Annotated in this window: 27 protein-coding genes; 17 read left to right on the top strand and 10 right to left on the bottom strand. The window is 61.1% G+C overall.

Features of this window, described 5'->3' with window-relative positions:
• The first annotated feature begins 21 nt into the window (after positions 1–21).
• The 6 genes from LVY71_RS15905 (at position 22) to LVY71_RS15880 (ending at position 4,285) form a co-directional block, all read left to right on the top strand.
• Positions 22–375 (top strand): DUF4189 domain-containing protein, encoded by a 354-nt coding sequence (locus LVY71_RS15905; protein WP_235101520.1) that lies wholly within the window; start codon positions 22–24, stop codon positions 373–375.
• A gap of 128 nt (positions 376–503) precedes the next feature.
• Positions 504–1,214: a TetR/AcrR family transcriptional regulator gene (locus LVY71_RS15900; protein ID WP_235100819.1), complete on the top strand. Its 711-nt coding sequence runs from the start codon at positions 504–506 to the stop codon at positions 1,212–1,214.
• The gene (locus LVY71_RS15895) at positions 1,211–1,984 is read left to right on the top strand and encodes an HlyD family secretion protein (protein ID WP_235100818.1); all 774 of its coding nucleotides are present in this window, start codon (positions 1,211–1,213) and stop codon (positions 1,982–1,984) included. Before LVY71_RS15900 ends, LVY71_RS15895 begins: the two co-directional genes overlap by 4 nt.
• On the top strand, positions 1,981–2,922 hold the full coding sequence (locus LVY71_RS15890; protein WP_235100817.1) for an ABC transporter ATP-binding protein: 942 nt from the start codon (positions 1,981–1,983) through the stop codon (positions 2,920–2,922). The genes LVY71_RS15895 and LVY71_RS15890 overlap by 4 nt, the downstream gene beginning before the upstream one ends.
• A 56-nt stretch (positions 2,923–2,978) precedes the next feature.
• Complete coding sequence (locus tag LVY71_RS15885) at positions 2,979–4,067, top strand: ABC transporter permease (RefSeq protein ID WP_235101519.1); 1,089 nt, start codon at positions 2,979–2,981, stop codon at positions 4,065–4,067.
• Between the two features lie 65 nt (positions 4,068–4,132).
• Positions 4,133–4,285 (top strand): hypothetical protein, encoded by a 153-nt coding sequence (locus LVY71_RS15880; RefSeq protein WP_235100816.1) that lies wholly within the window; start codon positions 4,133–4,135, stop codon positions 4,283–4,285.
• A 118-nt stretch (positions 4,286–4,403) separates the two neighbouring features.
• Here the strand turns inward: LVY71_RS15880 and bcsS are convergent, their stop codons facing one another.
• From bcsS to LVY71_RS15865, 3 genes are all read right to left on the bottom strand, one after another.
• The gene (gene bcsS / locus LVY71_RS15875; protein ID WP_235100815.1) at positions 4,404–5,174 is read right to left on the bottom strand and encodes a cellulose biosynthesis protein BcsS; all 771 of its coding nucleotides are present in this window, start codon (positions 5,172–5,174) and stop codon (positions 4,404–4,406) included.
• A 136-nt stretch (positions 5,175–5,310) separates the two neighbouring features.
• Positions 5,311–5,772, bottom strand: a complete 462-nt coding sequence (locus LVY71_RS15870) for a DUF488 domain-containing protein (RefSeq protein ID WP_235100814.1) — start codon at positions 5,770–5,772, stop codon at positions 5,311–5,313.
• A 40-nt stretch (positions 5,773–5,812) separates the two neighbouring features.
• Positions 5,813–6,616, bottom strand: coding sequence for a DUF72 domain-containing protein (locus LVY71_RS15865; protein ID WP_235100813.1), 804 nt, complete (start codon positions 6,614–6,616; stop codon positions 5,813–5,815).
• A gap of 287 nt (positions 6,617–6,903) precedes the next feature.
• Between LVY71_RS15865 and LVY71_RS15860 the strand changes: the two genes are divergently transcribed.
• From LVY71_RS15860 to LVY71_RS15845, 4 genes are all read left to right on the top strand, one after another.
• Positions 6,904–8,016, top strand: a complete 1,113-nt coding sequence (locus LVY71_RS15860; RefSeq protein ID WP_235100812.1) for a glycosyltransferase — start codon at positions 6,904–6,906, stop codon at positions 8,014–8,016.
• On the top strand, positions 8,013–9,518 hold the full coding sequence (locus LVY71_RS15855) for a glycosyltransferase family 39 protein (protein ID WP_235100811.1): 1,506 nt from the start codon (positions 8,013–8,015) through the stop codon (positions 9,516–9,518). The genes LVY71_RS15860 and LVY71_RS15855 overlap by 4 nt, the downstream gene beginning before the upstream one ends.
• Before the next feature lie 120 nt (positions 9,519–9,638).
• Positions 9,639–9,968 (top strand): hypothetical protein, encoded by a 330-nt coding sequence (locus tag LVY71_RS15850; protein WP_502797586.1) that lies wholly within the window; start codon positions 9,639–9,641, stop codon positions 9,966–9,968.
• A gap of 172 nt (positions 9,969–10,140) precedes the next feature.
• A complete protein-coding gene (locus LVY71_RS15845) occupies positions 10,141–10,395 on the top strand; it encodes a hypothetical protein (protein ID WP_235100810.1) in 255 nt (84 codons plus the stop codon).
• A gap of 60 nt (positions 10,396–10,455) precedes the next feature.
• Here the strand turns inward: LVY71_RS15845 and LVY71_RS15840 are convergent, their stop codons facing one another.
• On the bottom strand, positions 10,456–11,208 hold the full coding sequence (locus tag LVY71_RS15840; RefSeq protein WP_235100809.1) for an SDR family NAD(P)-dependent oxidoreductase: 753 nt from the start codon (positions 11,206–11,208) through the stop codon (positions 10,456–10,458).
• A gap of 94 nt (positions 11,209–11,302) precedes the next feature.
• Here LVY71_RS15840 and LVY71_RS15835 point away from each other — a divergent pair, with 94 nt between their 5' ends.
• From LVY71_RS15835 to LVY71_RS15810, 6 genes are all read left to right on the top strand, one after another.
• Positions 11,303–11,617, top strand: a complete 315-nt coding sequence (locus LVY71_RS15835; RefSeq protein WP_235100808.1) for an ArsR/SmtB family transcription factor — start codon at positions 11,303–11,305, stop codon at positions 11,615–11,617.
• Between the two features lie 155 nt (positions 11,618–11,772).
• The gene (locus LVY71_RS15830; protein ID WP_235100807.1) at positions 11,773–12,042 is read left to right on the top strand and encodes a hypothetical protein; all 270 of its coding nucleotides are present in this window, start codon (positions 11,773–11,775) and stop codon (positions 12,040–12,042) included.
• Positions 12,035–12,331 (top strand): hypothetical protein, encoded by a 297-nt coding sequence (locus LVY71_RS15825; protein WP_235100806.1) that lies wholly within the window; start codon positions 12,035–12,037, stop codon positions 12,329–12,331. Before LVY71_RS15830 ends, LVY71_RS15825 begins: the two co-directional genes overlap by 8 nt.
• 88 nt (positions 12,332–12,419) lie before the next feature.
• Positions 12,420–12,623: a hypothetical protein gene (locus LVY71_RS15820; protein ID WP_235100805.1), complete on the top strand. Its 204-nt coding sequence runs from the start codon at positions 12,420–12,422 to the stop codon at positions 12,621–12,623.
• A gap of 27 nt (positions 12,624–12,650) precedes the next feature.
• Entirely contained in the window at positions 12,651–13,379 is a 729-nt protein-coding gene (locus LVY71_RS15815; RefSeq protein ID WP_235100804.1) for a sensor histidine kinase, read from the top strand.
• A 70-nt stretch (positions 13,380–13,449) separates the two neighbouring features.
• On the top strand, positions 13,450–14,256 hold the full coding sequence (locus LVY71_RS15810; protein ID WP_235101517.1) for a transglutaminase-like domain-containing protein: 807 nt from the start codon (positions 13,450–13,452) through the stop codon (positions 14,254–14,256).
• Positions 14,257–15,111: 855 nt separating this feature from the next.
• Here LVY71_RS15810 and LVY71_RS15805 read toward each other — a convergent pair.
• Entirely contained in the window at positions 15,112–15,840 is a 729-nt protein-coding gene (locus LVY71_RS15805; RefSeq protein ID WP_235100803.1) for a hypothetical protein, read from the bottom strand.
• A 20-nt stretch (positions 15,841–15,860) separates the two neighbouring features.
• Between LVY71_RS15805 and LVY71_RS15800 the strand changes: the two genes are divergently transcribed.
• Positions 15,861–16,088 (top strand): hypothetical protein, encoded by a 228-nt coding sequence (locus tag LVY71_RS15800; protein ID WP_235100802.1) that lies wholly within the window; start codon positions 15,861–15,863, stop codon positions 16,086–16,088.
• Between the two features lie 30 nt (positions 16,089–16,118).
• Here the strand turns inward: LVY71_RS15800 and LVY71_RS15795 are convergent, their stop codons facing one another.
• The 5 genes from LVY71_RS15795 to LVY71_RS15775 all read right to left on the bottom strand — a co-directional run bounded on the left by LVY71_RS15795 (position 16,119) and on the right by LVY71_RS15775 (position 18,441).
• On the bottom strand, positions 16,119–16,457 hold the full coding sequence (locus tag LVY71_RS15795) for a hypothetical protein (protein ID WP_235100801.1): 339 nt from the start codon (positions 16,455–16,457) through the stop codon (positions 16,119–16,121).
• 358 nt (positions 16,458–16,815) lie between these two features.
• Entirely contained in the window at positions 16,816–17,076 is a 261-nt protein-coding gene (locus tag LVY71_RS15790; protein WP_235100800.1) for a ParE family toxin-like protein, read from the bottom strand.
• Positions 17,073–17,273, bottom strand: a complete 201-nt coding sequence (locus tag LVY71_RS15785) for a hypothetical protein (RefSeq protein WP_235100799.1) — start codon at positions 17,271–17,273, stop codon at positions 17,073–17,075. The genes LVY71_RS15790 and LVY71_RS15785 overlap by 4 nt, the downstream gene beginning before the upstream one ends.
• Before the next feature lie 200 nt (positions 17,274–17,473).
• Positions 17,474–18,232, bottom strand: a complete 759-nt coding sequence (gene map / locus LVY71_RS15780; protein ID WP_235100798.1) for a type I methionyl aminopeptidase — start codon at positions 18,230–18,232, stop codon at positions 17,474–17,476.
• Positions 18,229–18,441 (bottom strand): ParD-like family protein, encoded by a 213-nt coding sequence (locus LVY71_RS15775; protein WP_235100797.1) that lies wholly within the window; start codon positions 18,439–18,441, stop codon positions 18,229–18,231. The genes map and LVY71_RS15775 overlap by 4 nt, the downstream gene beginning before the upstream one ends.
• Positions 18,442–18,827 lie beyond the last annotated feature (386 nt).

The raw sequence follows: 18,827 nt of genomic DNA, 5'->3' as shown, positions 1-18,827 counted from the left end.
GTCGTGCGCGTTCGCACGCTTTTGGTCTTTGCTTTCATTTCATCTTTTCCCGTTCATCTTGTCGCCACGCCGGCCATCGCGGCCGGTGCGCTTGCGATCGGCAAATGCGGCGCATACGGACAGGCTTTTGATTATCCCGCCGAGCAGGGCGCGCGCAGCGCCGCCCTCAAGCAGTGCAAGGGGGATTGCAGCGCGGTCACCATGAAGCGCGCCTGTGTGGCGCTCTCGCTCGACATGACCAAGCCGTGTGGCGCGCACGGCTACGCGGTTGCGCCCCGCATTTCCAGCGCGCTGAACGAGGCGATGAAGAAGTGCTACGCGTTCGGTGGCAAGGAATGCGTCATCCGCGCCTGGGCCTGCGACGCAAGGGGCTGAGGCTGGCGCCGACCCTCCTTCGGTTAGGCTACCAGAGATATTCTTCATATAAATCAGTAAGTTTGGTCGATTTTACGCGCTTTGATGTATGTCATTGAAAATGACTGACTGGTCAGTCATAAAGTATCATGCGGAAAATATCGCTGGTCGATAATCGCCCTTCAAACGAGAAGTCCGACCGCGCTTCCAAAGCGCGGGCGCGCACCGGGCGTGGCGCGACCCGGCGTCCATCCAAACGTCTCGCCGGTGCAACCGAGCGGCGCGCCGCGATTATCGCGGCCGGTCTCGATGAATTCACGGCCAAGGGTTTCGCGGCGACGCGTCTCGAAGATGTGGCGAAGCGGGCAGGTGTCGCCAAGGGCACGATCTATCTGCACTTCAAGGACAAGGAAGCGCTGTTTCAGGATCTGGTGCGCACCGCCTTGGGTCCACTCGCAGCGCTGATCGCGAATCCGCCGATCGGGCCGGAAATGGGATCGGCCCGATCGGCGATGGAAGCGCTGATAGCGACGTTCGCGCGGGAGGTCGTCGGAACGAAGCGCGGCGATATTCTGCGTTTGATCATTTCCGAAGGCACGCGTTTTCCATCGCTGGCGGAGTTCTACTATCGCGAGGTGGTGGCGCAAGGCATCGCTGGAATGCGGAAGCTGATCGAATACGGCATCGCGCGCGGCGAAATCCGCAATCCGGGTTTGGCGGAATTTCCACAGTTGCTGTTCTCGCCGCTCGTTGTGGCGGTGATCTGGCATGGCCTGTTCGGCAAGCACGCGCCGCTCGATGCCGCCGCAATGCTGCGTGTTCATCTCGGTCTGGTTTTTGATGAAGGGAAGGCGGCATGATTGCGTCGCGAAACGTGATGCGGGTACTCGCTCTGGCTGCGGTGCTTGCCGCACTTGCCGGATGCGGAAACTCGAAAAATCCCGGTTATCAGGGGTGGATCGAGGCCGATCTGATCTTCGTCAGTCCCGACGAGCAGGGACGCGTCGTCAAGCTCAACGTCCGCGAGGGCGATCATGTCGAGGTGGGCGCGCCGCTTTACGCTGTGGATGACGATCTGCAACAGGCCGATCTGAACCAGAGCAATGCGACGCTGGCGAACGCGCAGCAAGCTTATGATCGCGCCGCATCGCTGAGCAAGACCGGCTCCGGGACGCAGGCCAATTTTGATTCCGCGCTGGCCAATCTCCGGGTCGCCGAAGCGCGGGTGCACACCTCACAGACGAAGCTGGCGCGCCGCCGCATGAACGCGCCCATCGCCGGGACGATCCAGCAGATCTATTTTCGTGAAGGCGAAACCGTTCCCGCACAGCGGCCCGTCATCTCCATTCTGCCGCCCGGAAACATGAAAGTGCGTTTCTTCGTGGCGGAGCCGGAATTGCCGAAGCTCAAGGTGGGCGAGGACGTGCGCGTCACCTGCGACGGCTGCACCAGTGATCTCACGGCAAAAATCTACTTCATAGCCACTATGGCCGAATATACGCCGCCGGTGATTTACAGCCTCGATGAACGATCGAAGCTGGTCTATCTGATCCAGGCGCGGCCGAACAAGCCCAACAGCCTGCGTGTCGGGCAGCCCGTCAGTATCTATACAGGCGGTACGGCACCGTGAGCAGCGCCACCGCCCCATCCGACATCGCCATCGAAGTCCGCGGCCTGTCGAAATCGTTCAACGGCCGGGAAGTGGTGCATGACCTGTCGATGCAGGTGAAGCGCGGCACGATCTACGGCTTTCTCGGACCCAACGGGTCCGGCAAGACCACGACAATCCGCATGTTGTGCGGCCTGTTGACGCCCGACAGCGGCGAGGGCCGGTGCCTCGGCTACGACATCCGGCGCGATGCCGACAAGATCAAGCGTCTGGTCGGCTATATGACCCAGCGCTTCAGTCTCTATCAGGATCTGTCGGTGCGTGAGAATCTGGAATTCGTGGCGCGGCTTTACGGCGTGCGCGATCCGCGTGGCGCTGCGCGCGAGATGATCAAGCGTATCGGTCTTTCCGGACGCGAGGAGCAACTCGCTGGCGAACTGTCCGGCGGCTGGAAGCAGCGCCTTGCGCTGGGCGCCTGCACGCTGCCGAGTCCGCAACTGCTGCTGCTCGACGAGCCGACCGCCGGCGTCGATCCCAAGGCGCGGCGCGAATTCTGGAACGAGATCCATGCGCTCGCTGCCGACGGGCTGACCGTGCTGGTCTCGACGCATTACATGGACGAGGCGGAACGCTGCCACGAGATCGCCTATATCGCTTACGGCAACTTGCTGGCGCACGGCACCGTCGAAGACGTCATCGCCAAATCCGCGCTGACGACCTACACGGTGACCGGCGGGGACCTCAACAAGCTGACAACGGAGCTGACCGACAAGCCCGGCATCGACATGGTCGCGCCGTTCGGCAACAGCCTGCATGTTTCCGGGCGGGACGAAGCCGCGCTCGAAGCAGCAATTGCCCCGTACAGGTCTGCCGACGGTGTGGTCTGGCATAAATCCGAACCGTCGCTCGAAGACGTCTTCATCGAGTTGATGGGCCGCTCAAAGGATAATTTCCAGTGAGCGACGCCACGCCCATAAACGGCGGTTTTTCAGGTTTCTGGCAGCGTACCTATGCGATGCTGGTCAAGGAATTCCTTCAGTTGCGTCGCGATCGGGTATCGTTCGCGATGATCGTGATGCTGCCGATCATGCAGCTTTTGCTGTTCGGCTTTGCCATCAACACCACGCCGCGTCATTTGCCGACGGCCGTGTTGTTGCAGGAGGACAGCGATCTAGGACGCTCGATCCTCAAGGCGCTCCAGAATACGGCATATTTCCGCTTTACCCGCGAAGTTCACACCGTGGCTGAGTTCGACGCCCTGCTGGAGTCGGGCAAGGTTCTGTTCGGTGTCGAAATTCCGCGCGGTTTCGAACGCGGGGTTAGGCGCGGCGAGAAACCCGCGCTGCTGGTAGCGGCGGATGCCACCGATCCGGTCGCCGCGGGGTCGGCCCTGGGCGCGCTTGGTCAGGTGATGCAGACGGCGCTTCAGCATGATTTGTTCGTCGGCGATCCGCCGTCGATGCCGTTCGAGATCCGCGCGCATGCGCGTTACAATCCCGCGGCAGAATCCCGCTTGAATATCGTGCCGGGTCTGGTCGGGACCATTTTGACCATGACGATGCTGATCTTCACCGCGCTGTCGGTCACGCGTGAGATCGAGCGCGGCACGATGGAAAACCTGCTGGCAATGCCGATCACGCCGATCGAAGTCATGCTCGGCAAGATCATCCCTTACATCCTTGTCGGTTTCCTTCAGGCTTCGATCATCATCGGTATCGGGCACTTTCTGTTCAAGGTGCCGATCCTCGGCAATCTTGCGATGCTGGCGCTGCTCTCCACGCTGTTCATCGGGGCCAACCTGTCGATCGGCTATACGTTCTCCACCATCGCGCAGAACCAGCTTCAGGCGATGCAGATGACGATGATGTTTTTTCTGCCGAACATCCTGCTGTCGGGCTTCATGTTTCCCTTCGCCGGGATGCCGGTCTGGGCGCAGTGGATCGGCGAGGCCCTGCCGCTGACCCATTACATCCGCATCGTGCGCGCCATCATGCTGAAAGGAGCCACGCTGCAAAACCTGCAATACGACGCCATCGCGCTCTTCGTGCTGATGCTGGTGGCGATGACGATCGCGATCACGCGATTCCGGCGAACGCTGGATTGAGCACAACGCGCAATCCTGTATCCTGTTCCGCGTGGAATGGCGGATGTTGTGGGGCGGGGCGAGGAATGCGCGGGGCGGAAAGTCAGGTTGAAAAAGAAGATCAGGCATCAGTTTTAGCGGACCTCCGGCGCGCGTTGACGCAGGAGGTGTTGAAGACCGAACTAATTCGCATCAAGGCCTTGATCGTCACCACGTCGATCCTCGCTGTCGTGGTCTGAACGTTTTATATCTTGGCGGCCGAGTAGCCGAACCGGCTGCCGTTCTGCTCGGCAGTGTCGCGATCAGGGGTTACGAACAACCGATGACGGTTTGGCGTCTGGGGTGAGGGTGTTTGCACTATCGGCGGGTGAGGAGGCTGACCCGTCCGTAAATTCCGGAGCGATGGCTGTTGTCCTCAACATAGCCCGCACCCAACGTCCATTCGAAGGCGGCCGTCCGGAATGACGTCAGATGTGCGCCAATCCGATATTGGCGGTAGATCTCGTCGCCTGAGGTTTCGATCTCGGGGCCGGTCCAGAAGCGATCCATGACACGCCATCCGGCGGCGCCGCGCAGGCCGAAAGTCGTGCCGATGGTCGAGCCTGAGATCGACGCTGCCACCATGATTGACGACGTCGGCTCCCACCACAGATCGGCGCCGACCCGCAGACCGGCATGATTGCCGCGCAGGCTGTTGCCGGGATCGTCCGGTGAGGTCCGGTGGTTCTGCAGATCGAGGCCGGCGAATATCTTGGCTTCGAATTTGCCGTGCTTGATCCGCCAGCCCGGCATGATTGAGGCCAGCAGGCCGGTGCCGCGGATGTTGGTCGTGCCCGCAAGGTAGCGATAGGTGCCTTCCGCCAGCAGCAGCTTGAGGGTGAAGCCGTCTTCGTTCAGTCCACGCGGCGCCCATTGCATGCCGCCATAGAATGAGCCGCCGCTACGCCAGAGGTCGAAGCCGCTGAAATAAAGGAATTTTTCTGGAGTGACGCCGCCGCTCAAGCGGCTCTCGGCAGGTGCATCAATAGCAATGCCGCTCACAGCGGGATCGGCAAAAGAGGGGCAGCCGCCGCAAATCACAACAGCGGCGGTAACGCAGAACGCGCGCACCCAACCCACGCAACGCATGGAGCCCCCAAGCCCCAAAGAAATAACTTAAGTAAAATACGCGGGACGATTAGAGCGTCGAGGAGGGAGATCGTCTAGCGAACGGGACGAGAACGTTCGATGACTACGACAAAAGATATTCACTGGCTCCGGCAGGTCAGAACTGCGGAGCGACGAGGTTCTCGATCTTAACTCCTTCGCGATCCTCGATGACCTCAGCGACGAATTTGCGATGACAAGCGTTGTGATCGCGCTCGTAACACAGGATGCAGACCGGCCCGGCTTTCATGACCAATGCGTCCAGTTCGTCCATCTCAGCCTTCGCCTGCGCGGTCTTGAGGTGGGCGTGATAGATTTTCGACAGCGCTTTCATGTCACCGCGGCGCGCGGCCTCGCGGCCGTCCTTCGGCGCGCCGAGCCCGCGAAGATGGACATAACCGATGCCGCGCTCATCCAGACCGGCGGCGAGTTGGGTCTTGGAAAAGCCTGGACGGCGCGATGAAGCGATGGCCCGCACGTCGACCAGGAGCTTCACACCGGCGCGCTGCAATTCGTCGAGTACCGCTTTGGCTGGCGTCTGCTCGTAACCGATGGTGAAAAGCTTCCTGGCTTTGGCCATGCGATCTCCCGGCGTTCGATGGGGCGGGGCGATTATCGCGTCATTTCACCCGTTCGATCAATTCCATCGCGCCTGCTGGCGCGCGGATTTTGCCTTCGTGGATCACATAGGCGAATACGTCGCGCGGCTGTTTCTTTGCAAGCGTCTTGTCGGAGCGGGCGAGGTCGTCCGGCTCGCCGCCCTGCGCCCACAGCATCAGCCGTTTGGCCCATGCATCCAGCTCCTTGGGCGGGTAGGCGGTCTTGACGGTGTCCTTGCCGGTCTGGAGCCGCACATAGACGAAATCGGTGGTGACGTCGGCAATGGCCGGGTACTTCGCGTGGTCGGCATAGACCACGGCCACCTCGAATTTTCGCAGCAGGGCGATAAATGCCGGCGTGCAAAAGCTGTCGTTGCGCACCTCGACCACGTGCCGTAGGGCGAGGCCGTCGAACTTGCGCGGCAGCAGTTCGAGAAAGGCGCCGAAGTCGGCCTCGTCGAATTTCTTGGTTGGTGCGAATTGCCAGAGCACCGGACCCAGCCGGTCGCCCATCTCGGTGACGCCGGAATCATAGAATCGCTGGATGGAATCGCCGGCCTCCGCCAGCACGCGGCGGTTGGTGGCAAAGCGCGGCCCCTTGACCGAGAATACGAAGCCGTCGGGCACTTCGCTGGCCCATTTGCGAAAGCTCTCGGGTTTCTGCGAGCCGTAATAGGTGCCGTTGATCTCGATCGAGGTCAGCTTGGACGCGGCGTAGGACAGTTCCTTCGCCTGCGTCAGCTTCTCGGGGTAGAACACCCCGCGCCACGGCGCGAAGGTCCAGCCGCCGATGCCGATATGGATTTGACCCGATTTCTTCGCCATTTTCGTTTCCCCTAGGGCCCCTTGCGGACCTGTGGTCCCGTACCTATCTAGCTTCTATCGGCGATGTTGCAGCCCCGCTCCGTCGCCGGGACGACCACGAGAAGACACCGTGAGAGGTTATGCGCGCCGGATGTACGCGCTGCCTGATTCTCTCATCGGTTTCCCTCCGTGGTCGTTGGCATTTTGGCCCCCCGAACGTCACCCGGTTTGCCGGCATTATTGTATCGAAATCCCGCTGCGGGAGGGCGTCTTGGCATCCCGCGTTCCCCCGGATATACGCTGGCCCCATGACTGAGGCCATCTCACCCGAGACGGCGCCCGCGCGTCAATTATGCGTAGTGGTGCCGACTTTCAAAGAGCGCGATAACGTCCCCCGGCTTTTTGCGAAGCTGGACGCAGCGCTGTCCGGCATCGCGTGGGAAGTCATCTTTGTCGATGACAATTCTCCGGACGGAACCTGGGAGGTCGCACGGCAACTGGCCCAGAGTGATCCGCGGGTGCGCTGCATTCGCCGCGTCGGACGGCGCGGACTTTCCGGAGCCTGTATCGAGGGGATACTGGCTTCCAGTGCGCCCTACGTCGCGGTGATGGATGCGGACTTGCAGCACGACGAAACGCAACTCCCCAAGATGCTTGCGCTGCTGCAATCCGACCAGGCTGAACTTGTCGTCGGCAGTCGCTACGTCAGCGGTGGCGACACCGGCAGCTTCGGCAGCGCGCGGCTTGGTGGCAGTGTGATTGCCACGAACATCGCAAAGAAGCTGCTGCATATCGAGATCGCCGATCCGATGAGCGGCTTTTTCATGCTTCGCCGCGATCGCTTCGAGCAGCTTGCGCCGTCGCTCTCGGTGCAGGGCTTCAAGATCCTGCTCGACATCGTGGCGACGGCAGGCGGCAAGCTCCGCATCGTCGAGGTGCCGTATTCCTTCGGCGCGCGGCTGCACGGCGAAAGCAAACTGGATTCGCTGGTGGTGCTGGATTTCCTCGGTCTGGTGCTGGCGAAGCTGACCAACGATCTGGTGTCGTTGCGCTTCCTGCTGTTCGCGCTGGTCGGCGGCATTGGCCTCGGCGTGCATCTCGTCACCCTTTATACGGCGCTTGCATTCAAGGTGCCGTTCGCGGAATCGCAAGGTATCGCTGCCTTCGTCGCGATGACCGGAAACTTTCTTCTCAACAACCGTCTGACTTATCGCGACCAGCGCCTGAAGGGCTTTGCGCTCGTGCGCGGCCTCCTGATGTTTTATCTGGTGTGCAGCGTGGGCCTGCTTGCCAATGTTGGCGTTGCGGCGACTGTCTTCGACCAGGAGCCGATTTGGTGGCTGGCCGGTGCGGCTGGCGCGCTGATGGGCGTGGTCTGGAATTACGGCATCTCCAGCCTGTTTGTCTGGCGCGCGAAATGATCTCGGCCGAGGTCAAACTGGCGCGCGGCGCGGCGATCACCGTGGCCGCACTGGTGCTGCTTCGCCTTGTTGCGGCGGCGTTCACGCCGCTGACCTTCGACGAGGCCTATTACTGGACCTGGTCGAAACATCTCACAGGCGGCTACTACGATCATCCGCCGATGGTGGCGGTGGTGATCCGCCTCGGCACCATGATCGCGGGCGACACTGCGTTTGGCGTGCGGCTGGTGTCGATCCTGCTGGCGCTGCCGATGAGCTGGGCGGTCTATCGCGCAGCGCGTATCTTGTTCGACGACACCCGCATCGCGGCAATGTCGGCGATCCTGCTGAACGCGACGCTGATGGCGTCGGTCGGTACAACCATCGTGACACCCGATGCGCCATTGATGGTGGCATCGGCATTTGTTCTCTATTTCCTTGCCAAGGTGATGGAGACGGGTCGGGGCGCATGGTGGCTCGGGGTCGGCGTTGCCGTCGGCTGTGGGTTGCTGTCGAAGTACACCGCGCTGTTTTTCGGCGCTGAGATTCTGCTCTGGCTCCTCCTGGTGAAAGAGCAGCGCCGCTGGCTCGCGTCGCCTTGGCCGTATCTCGGCGGCATCGTTGCGTTCGCGGTGTTCTCGCCGGTGATCCTCTGGAATGCGGATCATCAATGGGTGTCGTTCATCAAGCAACTCGGCCGCGCGCGTGTTGAGGAATTGACGCTGAAGTATCTCGGCGAGATGCTGCCGACGCAGTTCGCCTTCGCCACGCCTTCCGTCTTTATTCTCGGGGTGCTCGGCCTCTACGCGCTGGCGCGGAGGCGGGCCGCGAATGCGACGGCTGCGGCGCTGATCAATATCAGCATCTGGATGCTCTTTCTGTATTTCGTTTGGCATTCGCTGCACAGCCGCGTCGAGGCCAATTGGCTCGGGCCGCTGTATCCTGCCTTCGCTATCGCGGCCGCCTTTGCGGCTTGGGATGCGCACTGGAGCGTTCGCACGCAAAGTCTTGTCACCGCGTCGCGAAACTGGGCCCTGCCAATCAGTGTCCTGCTGTTCGTCGTGCTGATCGTGCAAACCAACACCGGGCTGTTTACCGGCTTCCGCCGCGACGCGACCGTGCGCAGCGTCGGCGTCGGCTGGCCGCAACTCGCGCAGGAGATTGAGGCCATCCGCGTCGCGCAGAACGCAAGCTGCGTGCTTGCTGCCGACTACGGCACGACGTCGTGGCTGATGTTCTATCTGCCCAAGGGCACCTGCGTGGCGCAGTTTCAGCAACGCTACCGCTGGACCTTCATGAACGAACCGCATGCGGACCTGCTCAGGGGCAGGGCACTTCTGATTGGTCCGGAAGGAGCGAGCCCCGCCTATCGTGCCTCCTTCGCGCGCGCCGAGAAGCTCACAGTGCTGGCGCGCAAGCGCAGCGGTGTCCCGTTGGAGAACTATCAGGTCGATGTGCTGGACGGCGCCAAGAGCGAGGTCCTCGATCGCGTGCTGCCCCCGGAATTGGGCGGGCCGCATTAGCGGCGTGCTTTCGCCATCTTTTAAGCATCCCGCATAAATTTTCAGCGCGATGTGAGAAGCGCGGCGGGAACGCATATCCGAGGCTGCGAGTTTCCGTCGGAGCATTCCCGGGAGACGAGCATGATCACAAGGACCATGACCTCAAAAGCGTTGGCCGGCTGGATCGTCGTGATGTCCGTTCAAGCATCGGCGCTGGCGGGGCAGGGCACCGAGCAGCAGCGCGAAGCCTGCACGCCCGACGCGTTTCGGCTGTGCGGGCAGTTCATTCCCGATGCTGACAAGGTCGAAGCCTGCCTGCGAAACGCGGGGCCGAAGCTCAGTCCGCCGTGCCGCGTGGTGTTCAATCCGCCGCCACCGCCCGTCACCCAGACGCCCCCTGTTCGTGAACATGCGCTGCGTGATCGTGCGCCGCCGCCGTCGCCCCCTGAAGGGCATGACGACGACGATTGATCGCTGCCGTTCGAAGCAACGTATTACGCTCAAACAAATTGCTGCGCGCCCGCTTGTCGATCACGGCTCAGCGAGGCGTCACACGCGTTTGATTTGAGCCTGCACACCTTGCAAAATGGCCGCCACATTTGCGGAGCTTCCTGCCGAGCGTAACCTCAAACAGGAGCTCACCATGAGGAAGACCACACTTCTCGCCGCCACCGCAGTCTTGTCGGCGCTGATTGCAACCCCCGTGCTGGCGCAGGATTTTGTCCGGCGCGGCGCGCCCGATCTGACGCCGGCGCCTTATGGCTACGGCCTGTCCTACAATGACGGCCAGGAAGGCGGCTATGTCGGGCGCAACGATTTCATTTCGCGCACCGGCTTCGTTTGCCATCCCGGCAGCATCGTCCGCGATCAGACCGGCGCGCGTATCGTCTGCCAGTAGCATCTGCCGGACCACACAGAAGGGCTCGCGAATGCGGGCCCTTCTGCGTTTGTGCCGTCTTTAGCGGAAACCGCCCGTCACGTGCAGCGTTTCGCCGGTGACATAGGACGAGCCTTCGGAAGCAAGGAAGGCGACGACCGAGGCGATCTCTTCAACCTTTCCGACGCGTCCCATCGGCGTGACGGATTCGATCCAGGTGCGCATATCGCCTTCGGCGAATCCAGCGGCCTTGACGCCCTCGGTCACGATCATGCCGGGATTAACGGCATTGACGCGGATCTTGCGCGGCGCCAGCTCCTTCGACAACACGGCCGTGATCGCGTCGACCGAGGCCTTGGTCGCGGTGTAGACCGCCGAGTTCGGCGGCGTGATGGTCGAGACGCCAGACGAGATGTTGATGATGCTGCCGCCGCTGGCGCTGAAGTTGCGCGCCGCTTCCTGCGAGACCAGTAGCAGGCCGAGCACGTTCAGGTCGAACTGCTTGTGGAAATGCTCCGGCGTGATGCTGTCGAGCGGGGAGAACTCGTAGACGCCGGCATTGTTGACCAGAATGTCGATCGGCCCGAGCGCCTTGACGGTTTCTGCGACGGTGGATGCTACGTCCTTCGGATCGGCCAGGTTGCCGTGAACGGCCACCGCCTTGCCGCCCTTGGCCTTGATGCTGGCGACCACGCTATCCGCGCCCGCCTTGCTCGATGCATAGTTGACGGCGACGCTTGCGCCCTGTGCCGCGAGCTGAAGCGCGATTTCGGCGCCGATGCCCTTGGATGCGCCGGTGACCAGCGCGACTTTACCTTGAAGAGTATTGCTCATGACTGAAGTCCCTGACTTTCGTTGTTCGATATTTCAATAGTTCGGAAATAATGAACTATTGAACGACGTCAAGGGCGGCCCTATATTAATTTTCATGACCCGGTTCGTTCACCCTGCGACAGAGGACATCACGCTTTCCGGCGTGCTTTCGGCGCTGGCCGATCCGAACCGGCTGAAAATCGTCCAGGGACTGATCGGCCAAAAGGAAGTCATGAACTGTGCTGCTGCGGCGCCGTGCCCGGACATGGCCAAATCGACGCTGTCGAACCATTTTCGCGTGCTGCGCGAGGCCGGGCTGATCCGGACCACCAAGAAGGGCGTCGAACACCAGAACACGGTGCGCGAGGCGGATCTCAACGCGCGGTTTCCGGGGCTGCTGAAGACGATCCTCAAGCACGTCGACGGATAGCGGGCAGGGCGAGCATTCCTCGTGGAACTGCCAGAAGAAACGGGTTCCAGAACACGATTTAAGTGTCCGGAAATCGATCTTCGCGACGCAACGAACGTTGGCTATTTCGCCATTAAAGGCGCACAGTGGCGCATGCTTTTTTTCAGCGCGGCCTTATGACGACCCGTTCGCGGCGCGAAACGGTCACGTTTCTGCATCCGGCGCGGATCAAGGGTATTGATCGCCTGCTGGCCGCGGGTTCCTACGAGGTTGTGACCGACGAGGAAATGATCGAGGGCCTCTCGTTTCCCTGCTTCCGGCGGATCGCCACCATGATCACGGTACCCGGCGCGCCTCCGCACCACCATGCGATGGAAATGCTTGCGATCAGCTCGGTGGATCTGGCTGACGCGCAGCAGCGCGATGCGGTGGGGTCAAATGTCTGACGAACCGGTCGAACTCGATACCCGGCGCGGCATGGCTGCGCAAAAGGCGACCGGCTTGCGGCGGATTCTTGCCGAGGCCGAGGCTCATGCCGCCGGTTTGCGCGACCGGCAAAACGAAATCGAGAGGCATCTGCTCGATGAACCCGCGGTATCCTGGCCAGAGGCGGCCGCAAAGGCACGTTACATTCTGAATCTCTATTACGCGACGCTGGGTGCGCAGGACACGCACCACCGCGATCTGGTGGCGTCGGTCCTCAAGGACTTCGCCCGGCTCGACAGCGAGAGCTGAATTTTTTGTCCGACATTCGATTGTTTTCCGCGAACGATTGATACTGAAACTTCATCCGGACGTTCGGCGGGAACGGGAGGATTATCCAATGCTCGATATGACAACCAAGGAACTGTCGTCACGCCACGTCAAGCCGGAGGAATCGCTGCGGCTTGGCGTCGTGTCGGGATGGTACACCACCAAGATGAGCGGGACCTTCGTCACCGGCCCCCACGCCACCCACGAGGAAGCCCTTCTCAAGATCGCCGAACTCAATCCGCCGCCTCCGCCGATCGCAAAGCGTAAATCGTGAAGAGCGGTCGCAATACAGGGATGATTCATGAGGACTGTGCGACATCTCGCGCCGTTACGTGACGTCGAGAGCGAAAACGACCAGCTTCGGCAATTGCTGATTCAGGCAGGAGCCGAAGCTCACGCCCATGATGTGGCTGCGAAGTTGCAGGCCGTTCTGATCGGTGAACTCCATCACCGGGTGAAGAACATGCTGGCGATTGCGTCCGCCATCGCCTCGCAAAGCCTGCGCGGCGCGCCGAGCATCGAAGCAGCCGCGAAGACCATCGCCAGCCGTCTGGCGGCGCTCGGCGTCTCGCACGATCTCCTGATCCGCGAAAGCTGGACGGGGGCGGGGTGCCGCTCGCTGATCGAGAATGCGATCCTGGCGTTCCAGACCGAAGGCCTCAAGCAATTCACCATTACCGGCGACAATATCGCGATTTCGTCCGGTCCGGCGGTGGCGCTGTCGATGGTGATTCATGAGCTGAGCACCAATGCGCTCAAATATGGCGCGCTGTCCGTGCCGGACGGGCGCGTCTCGATCGTCTGGGCGGTTGATGTTGAAGCCGGGCGATTCAAGCTGGAATGGCGCGAAAGCGGCGGGCCGACTGTCGTCGAGCCGAAGGAAAAAAGTTTTGGCAGCCGCTTCATCGAGCAGGCCTTGCCAGGCCAGCTTCAAGGTGAGGCGCGCTTGATGTTTGAGCCGTCCGGCCTCGTCTGCGACGTCAACATTCCGATCAGCTCGCTGCAAGAACCGGCGATCGCACTCAAATAGCTGCATCGATCAAGGCCCGGTATTGCCGCCGGACAATAATCTCACACATGATTGGAAACACGTGACTGGAATCACAATTCGCGTCGGCTACGAGATGATCTACGATTTTCCGCAGGCCACGCCCATGATCATGGTGCTGGGCACGCACTTCACCCGCGCGTCGGACGTCATCACGCCGGATTTCCTGACCACCAGTCCCTCGGTGCCGATTTTTCCCTATCGCGATATCTTCGGCAACTGGTGCAGCCGGATCGTCGCGCCGCCGGGTCGGATGCGCCTTGCCGCCGACGGCATGGTCCGCGACAGCGGCCTGCCGGATGTGGCCGTTCCTTCGGCGATCCAGCACGCGGTAGAGGATCTGCCGGCGGAGACGCTGCTCTATCTGCTCGGCAGCCGGTATTGCGAGACGGACCGCCTGTCGGACATTGCATGGAAGCTGTTCGAGGCTACGCCGCCCGGCTGGGCGCGCGTGCAGGCGATCTGCGATTTCGTCCACAACCACATCAGGTTCGGCTACGAGCATGCGCGGGCGACGATGACGGCCTATGAAGTCTATAAGGAAGGGAAGGGCGTCTGCCGCGACTACGCTCATCTTGCCGTCACGTTCTGCCGCTGCATGAATATTCCGGCGCGATATTGCACCGGCTATCTCAGCGACATCGGCACGCCGAAGCCGTGGGTGGGGGATTTCGCCGGCTGGTTCGAGGCCTATATCGGCGGCCACTGGCACATGTTCGATCCGCGCAACAACGTGCCGCGGATCGGCCGCGTGCTGATCGCGCAGGGCCGCGACGCGTCCGACGTTCCGATCACGCAGACCTTCGGGCCGAACACGCTGGTCAGCTTCAAGGTCTGGACCGACGAGGTCGAGGGCTGATCTTTCTCCGTCGTCTCCGTGATCTCTCCGTGGTCGTCCCCGCGCAGGCGGGGACCCATACTCCCTGAGTCATCGGCCTTGTTGCGATACCGGGACAACTCTTTCCTTTTCTATCACCGCGTTCGGTGATTATGGGTCCCCGCCTGCGCGGGGACGACCATTGAGTGTGTTGCGCGATCACGCTTCACATCTTCCCCCGATTCGATTTTCAAACAGCAACGTCGGTCGCGCACATGCATCATCGCCCCTGTTGTTGTGACGGCGCGGGGGCGCCCGAGACTTTCTCGTCGCTTGCCCTTCACATGAGGGCGCGCGGAACGCCGGATGCGCAAGCGCATCCGCAGCCTCGTGTGCAAAGTGAAAAAGCACACGAGCGTAGTCGCCACGGTCGCGCCGGAGACATCCGGCGTTCCGCACGCAATGGTTGGAACGGCCTGTTTCGCGCTCTCCCCGGTGGACGGGCTCTTTCGCCACCGCTCTGGAAACTACGATCTTCCGCCACCTTCGCGAACGAAGCGACGACTCGCTATTTCCTTTCGACGCCAGCATCGCGGCGCCAGGACCACGCGACTTCAACCGTCCGCGAGCTGCGCTGTCGTCATCCGGCGCACTTTTCATGTGCCGGATCGGACGCCGCAAGCGGCCACCGCATCCCGCCCCGCGTATCGTGACGATCGCGAACGCCCCTCATGACGGGGCGGGACATGCCGAACATAAGAGAGGTTTGGAGGGCGGGGATTGCTATCCCCATCACGAAATATTGCAATTGCCATTGATCTGAATTTCGTAGCGCTCTCTCTTGCGGTACGTTGGACTTGCCGCAAAGCCTCCAAGGATACCTACCGAACTAGATCACTAAATGATTGCTCCTTTTGGGGGTGGAATATTGGGCCACCTTTCTGCGATCGACTGGCAAGCAGCCTTCATGTTCGCAAACATCGTTATGGCGCTGCCCGGTGCAGGGTAAAGACTGCCGGTCACGGCATCTAGCGTAACGCAAATGCTCCTATCAGCTTCAGCCCCATGCTCTGCCAGATATTCCTTCAAAATGCCGAAAGCGGCCGCTGACTGATAGCCGCCGACATCTGCTCCAAGAGGCTTGCCTTTTGCGTATCTCAACATAAACGCCCCTGTTCGCTGTTTATTGGACTTATCCAATCGGCGCAGCAGCAGATTTGGCGAGAACTTCACCCTGACCCCATGCACTTTCAGAGGGGGGAAAGACTTGCCCGGCAAAATCTCCGCATCCGGCAGATTGATGCTAGCGACTACCTCGCTGAACTTCTCTACGTAGTCGGCGTTAGCCTCGTTAGTGAGAGCATCAAAGTCGCCAGTCGCAAGCTTGTTGCGAATGAATTCTGCTTTTTTTAGCAAGGCTTTAGGGTCGGGCGAGCCCGATCGAATAGCGCTCGAAATCGTGATCGCTGCCTCCTTGTGCTGAAGCAACCTTGCAAGGGGCCGATACTTGCATCCTTCAACAATCGAACGCCGCTTTCGCTCGGAGGCAGCCATGTAGTCAGCAAGATAGCGGACGGTGATTTCTGCTTCTGGCACCAAAACGTGAGTTTTTTCGGATTTGTCCATTTGGATCCTCGGAGGGTGTGATGTCGGATTTTTATTTCAGCGCGCAGGTGGATGATGAGACCACGATCTGCATCGCGCCGATCACGGAGCGTCGTGTGGAGTTGTCGGGAGAAGAGATTGAGGACAAGAGCGGCTATTTCCTCTTCGAAACGAAAGGCGGCGCTGAGCCCAGCGAAGTTCACGTTCTTGCGCGCTTGACTTCTGAAGAGGCAGCTTTGCGCTTAAAGTCGATGCTTGCGCTCAAGTGACAAAAAACCCGGCTTACGCCGGGTCTTTTCTCAAGCGGATTGACGGGTCATAGCCGCTTCGCGGCTCCCTGCATGCTTAGCGCCTTTCAGTACCTCGTTCACGCGACCGGGATTGACGTCGAATGTTGCAGCGATTCTGTGCTGGAACTCACCGTTCCAATGACGCAGCCAGATATCCACAGCGTCATCGAATGTCAGTTGATAAGTCGGGGTCTTCATTTCATTGGCCTTTTCAGAAAAGGCCTCGGAGACTCTTGACAGCGAGTCACGACCCCTTACGGTGCCGTTTGTGATGACTTTCTGCAAAAGCCCCAAGGCTAGTTGTGGATCACGGAAGCCGGGGTGTTCGAGACCCCGGTTTTTCCGCAAGTGCGAATCGCACCGCACCAATCATAAGCCTCAGTGATTCTCTTATCAGGAGTCAAGGCAGCCTCGATTTTGTCCCCCTTGAATTGCCGTGAATCCACGCCGCCGCTAGGCGGCGTTTTCTCAGTCGGTTGGCGCGGCTCTGATGCGAGTGGCGAGACGATTAGCGGGAAAAACGGATTAAGGGCTGCAATTCCCGCAGGAAATACTAGGTCAAACAAGCCCCCGGCATCGCCGGGGTTTTGCATGTCGTGATCGCGGAGCGAGATTCCGGGTCTGCGATGCACCGCTCCGCGCTGCATCGCGCCCGGAATGACGGACGTCTTGGAAATCCATCCCGCCCCATGCCGGTTCACGGGAGCTATCCCTGCTTCAACAACGCATCGTAGTCCGCGTGGGAGCCGATCCAGAACCACAGCAGTCCGTCATCGGTTTCGACCGCGAGGGCGCGATAACGCAGGCCGACACGGGCGCTGTAGTAGCGGCCAACCTGTTTGAAGTGCAGGGAAGGGTGTCGCGGATCGCTTTTCAGCAACGCGAAATTCCTGTCGGCCAGAGCGCGGACATGGATGGGGAGGCGTCGATAGGCAGACCAGAATTCAGGACTGGCGAAGTGTTTCACAGCCCGCCAGTGCGGCCGTTGCGATGCGCGGCCAGGGCCTGCGCCGCCAGACCATCGAGCTTGCCGTCGCGCGCATCGCGCTCGATCCGCTCGTCGAAGCGCGCGGCATCGAATGCGTCGAACCACGCGCGGAATTTCGCGAGTTCGCCGGGGGCGAGCTTTTCGATCGCTTTCTCGATGTCTTCGACATTGCTCATATTTGCATTCTAGCATCTTTTGGCGGCAAAAAAACCCGGCGCCGCGCGGGCTATCCCCCAATTCGCGACAAGATTCCGGGTCTGCGGAGCGGCATGACGAATGCCGCGCCGCGCCCGGAATGACGGGATGGAGCCAGCGTAGCCCGGATGGAGCGTCGCGCAATCCGGGGCGAAGCCGGATGCTCTATTCCCGGATTTCGCTACGCTTCGTCCGGACGCAACGTCAACACGCGGACGCCGTCATGAGTGACTGCAACCGTGTGCTCGAACTGTGCGGACAGCTTCCTGTCCACGGTGACAACGGTCCATCCGTCGTCCTCGGTTCGAACCGTCCTGCGTCCCTGGTTCAGCATCGGCTCAATCGTGAAGACCATGCCTTCGCGCAGCGTCAGGCCGGTCCCCGGTTTTCCGAAATGCAGCACCTGCGGTGCTTCGTGCATCTCGCGCCCGATGCCGTGACCGCAGTATTCCCGCACGATCGAATAGCCGTTCCGCTTTGCGTGCCGCTCGATGGCGAAGCCGATGTCGCCCAGCTTGGCGCCCGGGCGCACCGCGCGGATGCCCTTCCACATGGCGTCATAGGCGGTGCGAACCAGCCGCCTCGCGGTGGGCTCCACATTTCCGATGAGGAATGTCTTGCTGGAATCCGCGATATAGCCGTGCTTCTCCAGCGTGATGTCGAAATTGACGATGTCGCCATTCTGCAAAACCTCGTCGCTCGACGGCACGCCGTGGCAGACCACCTCGTTCCTCGAACTGTTCAGCACGAAGCCGTAGCCATACTGGCCTTTGCTGGCAGGCCGCGCGCCAAGCTGTTTGACAATGAATGCCTCGACGAGGTCGTTGACCTGCAGGGTGGTCAACCCGGCGAGCGATTGTCCGTCCAGGTGCGCGAACACCGATGCGAGCAGGCGGCCCGACTCCGCCAGCAGTTCAACCTCCGCCGGCGTCTTCGTCATGCCGCCGTCGCCGCGAAATCGGCGGTGTCGACGCCCGCCGCCTTCAGCTCGCGCGCCACAAGCTCCTGGAAGGTGAGGCCCGGGTTCAACTCGCAGAGCATGCCGATCCTGATCCAGAACGCCGCCTGGGCGTTGATCGATCGATAGGACGCCTTGCTCGCCCTGCGAAGCTGCTCGTGCAGCTCATCCTCGATGTTGACGATACCCACGGGCCACTCCTGAATATACGATTCGTATATGATTTATATATTCAGGCGTGGGGCGCGGCAAGTGGCGCGGGCGGGCGGCTTGCGCGCGAAGCCGGATGCTCTATTCCCGGATTCGCTGCGCTCGTCCGGGCTACGAAATTGAAAGCGACAATGTTCAGACCAAAACCCGGGCATCGCCGGGGTTTTGCATGTCGTGATCGCTGAGCGAGATTCCGGGTCTGCGATGCACCGCTTCGCGCTGCCTCGCGCCCGGAATGACGGGCCGTCTTGGACGTCCGTGCCACCCATGCCGCCGCAGTCGCATCTGCCGTTTCGCCCGTGACACCCGTCATGTGACGCAATTACTCTGTGCCCAACGAATCGAGGCGCAGACGCTGCGCTTTCAA

Source organism: Bradyrhizobium sp. G127 (assembly GCF_021502575.1).
In the GTDB taxonomy this organism is placed as follows: Bacteria; Pseudomonadota; Alphaproteobacteria; order Rhizobiales; family Xanthobacteraceae; genus Afipia.
Note: the sequence above shows the minus strand (reverse complement) of the source record. Positions and strands in the feature narration are given on the sequence as shown.